Here is a 6,248-nt window from a genome sequence, read left to right on the forward strand (position 1 = left end):
ATGACCCACGCTTGGGATTCGCTGTGAGGTAGCTATGGCAGACAAGAGCAATGCAAACACTGAGGACATGAGCGAAGAGGAGGATCTTGCTGAGATTGCACGGCCCTTCCACTATTTGTCGGTCTTCCAGCTGCTTCAATCCCTCATCACAGCTCTCTTGCTGGGCGTCGTAGCACTCATCTCTCTGGAAGTGCTCATGTCACCTATTCCTGAATCTGCACTCCGGCCCATGCTGATCTGGCTTGCACTGGCGTTCTTCTTTGTCGTGATCGTCGTGCCGAAAAACTTCACACTCGGCTTTTTGTGCATGCTGCTTTGCCAACTCGTCGCTTGGCGGATTGCCTCACTTTATTATGCGTACCTGCTCAGCTGGCCTCTTGCCTTTGCCTTCTTCGTCAATCTCATCTGGTTCCTCAGCACAATCCAGCGCAATTCATTTGAGACAGCAGGCCGCGGCCTGACACTTTGGCAATGGCAACTCACCTTCTTCCGCATTCTGGTTGGCTTTGTGATGGTGCCACACTTCACCGACAAGTTGTTTGCCGGGTCTCTCCCTTACATGGAGCATGTAGAGTTCTTCTCCCTACTCGGTTATCCCGACCCTGCAATGATTATTGATGCCGCAGGCTTGGCAGAACTGGCCATTGCAATTGGTATCGGCCTCGGGCTGCTCACCCGTCTCTCTTGCTTCTTCGCAGCCGCCTATATCTTGTTTGCAGCAACGTTGAGCGGGGCACTGGAGCACGGCTTTGTCTCCTTTGCTACAGCCGTCTCATGGGAGCTGCCACTGATCCTGTTTGCGTCTTATCTTAGCTTCACCACCACAGGAGGGGGAGAATTCTCCATAGATGGTGCGCTGCGCAGAACCGGCAAAATGCCCGGATGGATCAAACTGCTCATGGGAGACACAGGTCTCGCCCATAATGAGCATGTCGATTAAGTCAACGAGAACAGGTTCCCGCTGCGATCACGTTACATCGCAGCAGCGGACCGCGCGGCTTGGTCATAATGACCTGATACACTGCGCAAAACAGATGCAAGCCGGGACAACTCGGCTTCATCAAGTCCAAGCTCTTTCACGGGCTTCACCAGCAAAGCATCACGTAGCTGCTTGTAAGCATCACAAAGCGCACGGCCTTCCTCTGTAATCTCGGCAATTTTCTCCTTACCGCGCTTACCGGATTGCACAAGGCCAGCTTTCTCCAGCTTTTTCAAAGCGTAAGATACCGTGTGCGTGTCCTCGATGTTCAGAACGAGGCACAGATCAGCCAGCGTTTTTGAGCGTTCACGATGATTGACCGAGTGAAGCACAAGCGTTTCCAGAGGGGATAACCCCTCCTGCCCTGCAGCTGCCATGCATCGCACCATCCAACGATGATAGGCATTCACCATCATCGTCACCGCAAATTCCACTTCAGACAGTGCAGGCAATTCACCTGATGCAAGGTGCGATGAGGACACGACCGGTCCAACACCCAGCCCGCCAGTATTTTTCTGCTCTAAAGCATCACTCATTTTCGACCTCACAACCACCAAGTTAGAATTGCGCAGATTCGCATCATCTCGCGCAACATAATGTCGAGAGTTTACGTAGATCACACAACCTCTCTTAAAAGACCGATCCACGTAAATTTCAATACCAATCGCTGCGTTTCTCCTGACTCTCGCATATTCACATTGACAATATGTCTACATTTTGTAGATGTATCACAGAATAAGATTTCAAATCGAGGTGGGACAAAACATGACAATGGGCAAGTGGGACTTCTGGATCGACCGCGGCGGCACCTTCACAGATATCGTTGCACGCACACCTCAAGGAGAAATACGCGCCCATAAAGTCCTCTCCGAAAACCCTGAGGCCTACAAAGACGCCGCCATTCAGGGCATCCGCGATCTCATGGGCGTTGCCAAAGACACCCGCATCCCATCCGACCAGATCCGGGCGGTAAAAATGGGCACCACAGTCGCGACCAACGCACTGCTGGAACGTAAGGGTGACCGCACCCTTCTGCTCATCACCAAAGGCTTCCGCGACGCTCTGGAAATCGGCTATCAGGCCCGCCCGGACATCTTCGCCAAAGAAATCATCAAACCAGAGCTTCTCTACGATCAGGTTCTGGAAGCGGATGAACGCGTCCGCGCTGATGGCACCGTTGAAGCGGCTCCAGACCTTGACCAGATCAAAGCCCAGCTCGAAGCAGCCTACGCTGAGGGCACACGCTCCATCGCCATCGTTTTGATGCATGCCTACGCTTTCCCTGAGCACGAGAAGCAGCTGGCGGAGATCGCCAAGCAAGTCGGCTTCCCGCAGATTTCCGTCAGCCATGAAGTCTCCCCGCTCATGAAGCTGGTTGGCCGTGGTGACACGACTGTGGTTGACGCTTACCTCTCTCCAATCCTGCGCCGTTATGTGGATCAGGTTGCTAATGAACTCGACATCCAGAACACCGACTGCCGTCTCATGTTCATGCAGTCCTCCGGTGGATTGACCGACGCCTCCCTCTTCCAGGGCAAAGACGCTATTCTCTCCGGTCCGGCTGGCGGTGTTGTTGGCGCAGTTGAAACCTCCAAAATGGCGGGCTTCGAGAAACTCATCGGCTTCGACATGGGCGGCACCTCTACTGACGTCTCCCACTTCGACGGCGAGTTTGAGCGCGCCTTTGAAACCGAAGTGGCTGGCGTTCGCATGCGTGCGCCAATGATGATGATCCACACCGTTGCAGCTGGCGGTGGTTCCATCCTCCATTACAAAGACGGTCGCTTCCAGGTTGGCCCAGATTCCGCTGGCGCAAATCCCGGACCGAAATGTTACCGCCGCGGTGGCCCACTCACGGTCACCGACGCCAACGTCATGACGTCCAAGCTCAACGCCTCCTACTTCCCTAAAATCTTCGGTCCAAATCAGGACGAGCCTCTGGCAATCGAAGAAGTCAAAGCGGCCTTCAACGCATTGGCAGCCCAGATCGGTGATGGCAGAACCGGCGAGGAAGTCGCAGAAGGCTTCCAAAAAATCGCCGTAGAGAACATGGCCAACGCCATCAAAAAAATCTCCGTGCAGCGCGGATATGACGTAACCGAATACGCCCTCACCTGCTTTGGTGGCGCTGGCGGTCAGAGCGCCTGCATGGTCGCCGACAGCCTCGGCATGAAAACCGTCATCGTGCACCCGCTTTCCGGTATCCTCTCTGCATACGGCATGGGCCTTGCGGACATCCGCGCAACCCGTCAGCAAGCGGTCGTCAAACCTCTGAACACTGACAATCTGGCAGCTCTTGCAGACCTCGCTCAACGCCTTGCGACAGATGCGAAAACAGAGGTCGCAAATCAGGGCATTGCAGAAGACGAACTCTCCGTCCTCCCACGCGCGCACCTGCGTTATGACGGCACCGACACACCAATAGCTGTGGATCTGAACACAAGTGATCTCGACGCCATGATCGCGTCCTTCACGCAGAACCACATCAAACAGTTCGGCTTTGCCTACGAGAATAAGACCATCGTGGTCGAAGCGCTCGAAGTGGAAGCCATTGGCGGCGGCGCTGGTCTGCAGGAGCCAGACGAAGCACTGGCAGCAAACGCCCCTGCCATTGCAGAGCAAACCCAGTTCTACGCGAACGGCAAATGGCAGGATGCGTCCATCCTCAAGCGCGATACGTTCCAGCCAGGCATGAAGCTGCAAGGCCCTGCCCTCATCATGGAACCACACGCAACTATCATTGTGGAACCGGGCTGGCATGCTGAGGTCAACGCCAAGAACCACATCATTCTAACCCGCACCATCCCGCTGGAGAAGAAAGTTGCTCTCGGTACCACCGCTGATCCGGTGATGTTGGAAGTATTCAACAACCTCTTCATGTCCATTGCAGAGCAGATGGGTGTGACCCTGCAGAACACCGCCTACTCCGTAAACATCAAAGAACGCCTCGACTTCTCCTGCGCAGTCTTTGATCAGAACGGCGCGCTGGTTGCCAACGCCCCGCACATGCCAGTGCATCTGGGGTCCATGGACCGTTCCGTTGAGGCGATCATCTCCCTCAACAAAGGCAGGATCAAACCGGGCGACGTATTCGCACTCAACGCCCCATACAATGGCGGCACCCACCTGCCGGATATCACTGTTGTCTCTCCGGTGTTTGATGACGACGGCAAGGAAATCCTGTTCTGGGCAGCCTCCCGTGGTCACCACGCTGATGTCGGCGGCTCCGCTCCGGGCTCCATGACCCCACTCGCCACCAAGGTGGATGAAGAAGGCGTCTTGATCGACAACTTCAAGCTGGTGGACCAAGGCGACTTCCGCGAAGAAGCTCTGGTCGAACTGCTCACCAACCACAAATATCCGGTCCGCAACGTGCATCAGAACGTGGCCGACCTGAAAGCCCAGATCGCCGCTAATGAGAAGGGCGTTCAGGAACTGCGCAAGATGACAGACCACTTTGGTCTGGAAACCGTGCAGGCCTACATGGGCCACGTGCAAGACAATGCTGAAGAGAGCGTTCGCCGTGTGATCGAAGCACTCTCCGACAGTTCCTACGAATATCCAACGGATCAGGGCTCAACCATCAAGGTCAAGATCACCGTTGATAAGGACAAGCGCGAAGCAACCGTTGATTTCACCGGAACCAGCCCGATGAAAGAGAACAACTTCAACGCACCGGAACCTGTCACCCGCGCCGCTGTGCTCTACTGCTTCCGCGTCATGGTGGAAGGCCACATTCCGATGAACGCAGGCTGTCTGCGTCCAATCAACATTGTGGTGCCGGAAGGCTCCATGCTGCGCCCGCATTATCCGGCAGCAGTTGTGGCAGGCAATGTAGAAACCTCGCAGCACATCACCAACGCTCTGTTCGCAGCTCTCGGTGCCATGGCGAATTCACAAGGGTCCATGAACAACCTGACCTTCGGCAACGACACCTACCAGTACTATGAGACCCTGTGCTCCGGCTCTCCGGCAGGTCCGGGCTTCAACGGTACTGATGGCGTCCACGTCCACATGACCAACTCTCGCCTCACCGACCCGGAAGTTCTGGAGTTCCGCTATCCTGTGCTGCTGGAAGACTTCCACATCCGCAAGGAAACAGGCGGCAAAGGCAAGTGGCATGCAGGTGACGGCACCAAACGCACCATCCGCTTCCTGGAAAAGATGGACTGCGCAATCCTGGCCTCCCACAGAACCATCGCTCCAAAAGGCATGCAGGGCGGCGAAGATGGCCAGAAAGGCCGCACCTACGTGCGCCGCAATTCCGGCCAGATGGAAGAGCTGAAAGGCTGCGACCAAACAATTCTGGAAGCCGGCGAAGCCATCACAGTCGTCCCCCCAACCAGCGGCGGCTGGGGCAAGGCAGAATAGGCAAACAAGTCACTGCACCCACCAACGCCCAGCTTAAATAGCTGGGCGTTTTTAAATGTTTCTTGAAGAACAGAGCAATATAATTTTCAGGGTTTTGCGCTCTAAATCTTCACGATGTAATCATCTCCAAGATTTCTGGAGAATGATCTGTGGAACCCTTGGCGGACGTTCCGCTAACCACTCTGCATTGCAACCTCAACATGTCACAGGCAGCCCAAGGCTGTCCTGATAATTGGCGTTGACTCCCTCCCAAAATCTGACATCTATCGCACATGACATTACGCAAAGCGAATAATTCAGATGCTTCTAGCATTGCAGCGATCTCGATTGAGGTATGGATAGGCACTTACCTTAAGCGTGGTGTAAGTGCTTTTTTTGCAGACTTCGCCTTGGAGGAGTTCGCCCCCTCGAAGATCGAGAAGCTTATATCTGACCCTAATCAATTCATCCTCGTTTCCGAGAATAAAGAAGGAATCGACGGCTTCATACGGGTTTCCTCAGCAAGCAAAGCCCCTGTATCAGGCTGTTCAGAAATGGAAATTGCAACCTTCTATGTTCAGCCACGCCATCATAGGAAAGGCATCGGTAAACGCCTATTAAATGCAGGTTTCCAGCACTGTCGTGAAAAAACTGCCGATTCTGTTTGGCTAACAACCAATGCAGAAAATGACCCTGCAATCGATTTCTATCTTGCACAGGGTTTCGAGCATGTTGGAGAAACCCACTTCTGTATTGCTGACGAGGCATATCTGAACAACGTATACTCATATCGCTTGTCATGATCCAACGCCCTCACTACCACAAACACCAGTAGCACCGCATGGCCTCCCATGCGGTGTTGAACCAGAGTTCCCGAAGGTCGGGATGAGCAAGGCGGCAGGCAATACCTGCGCTACTT

General features: G+C 54.4%; 4 protein-coding genes. 3 read left to right on the forward strand and 1 reads right to left on the reverse strand.

All coding sequences use genetic code 11. The annotated features are described in order from the left end of the window. Positions 1-34 precede the first annotated feature (34 nt). Positions 35-940, forward strand: coding sequence for a DoxX family protein (locus PsWM33_RS20895; RefSeq protein ID WP_063301510.1), 906 nt, complete (start codon positions 35-37; stop codon positions 938-940). Between the two features lie 32 nt (positions 941-972). On the opposite strand, the gene PsWM33_RS20900 is transcribed toward PsWM33_RS20895, so the two are convergent. Beyond that, entirely contained in the window at positions 973-1,515 is a 543-nt protein-coding gene (locus PsWM33_RS20900) for a winged helix DNA-binding protein (RefSeq protein WP_057465707.1), read from the reverse strand. Between the two features lie 235 nt (positions 1,516-1,750). Between PsWM33_RS20900 and PsWM33_RS20905 the strand changes: the two genes are divergently transcribed. Then, complete coding sequence (locus PsWM33_RS20905; protein WP_082827094.1) at positions 1,751-5,350, forward strand: hydantoinase B/oxoprolinase family protein; 3,600 nt, start codon at positions 1,751-1,753, stop codon at positions 5,348-5,350. A 272-nt stretch (positions 5,351-5,622) separates the two neighbouring features. Further along, positions 5,623-6,132 (forward strand): GNAT family N-acetyltransferase, encoded by a 510-nt coding sequence (locus PsWM33_RS20910; protein ID WP_063298211.1) that lies wholly within the window; start codon positions 5,623-5,625, stop codon positions 6,130-6,132. The last annotated feature ends 116 nt before the right edge of the window (positions 6,133-6,248 follow it).

It is taken from the genome of Pseudovibrio sp. WM33 (genome assembly GCF_001623165.1).
GTDB lineage: Bacteria > Pseudomonadota > Alphaproteobacteria > Rhizobiales > Stappiaceae > Pseudovibrio.

Coding starts and splice junctions, on each gene's coding strand:
- PsWM33_RS20905 (WP_082827094.1), top strand. CDS start 1,751: ATGGGCAAGTGGGACTTCTGGATCGACCGCGGCGGCACCTTCACAGAT.
- PsWM33_RS20895 (WP_063301510.1), top strand. CDS start 35: ATGGCAGACAAGAGCAATGCAAACACTGAGGACATGAGCGAAGAGGAG.
- PsWM33_RS20900 (WP_057465707.1), bottom strand. CDS start 1,515: ATGAGTGATGCTTTAGAGCAGAAAAATACTGGCGGGCTGGGTGTTGGA.
- PsWM33_RS20910 (WP_063298211.1), top strand. CDS start 5,623: ATGACATTACGCAAAGCGAATAATTCAGATGCTTCTAGCATTGCAGCG.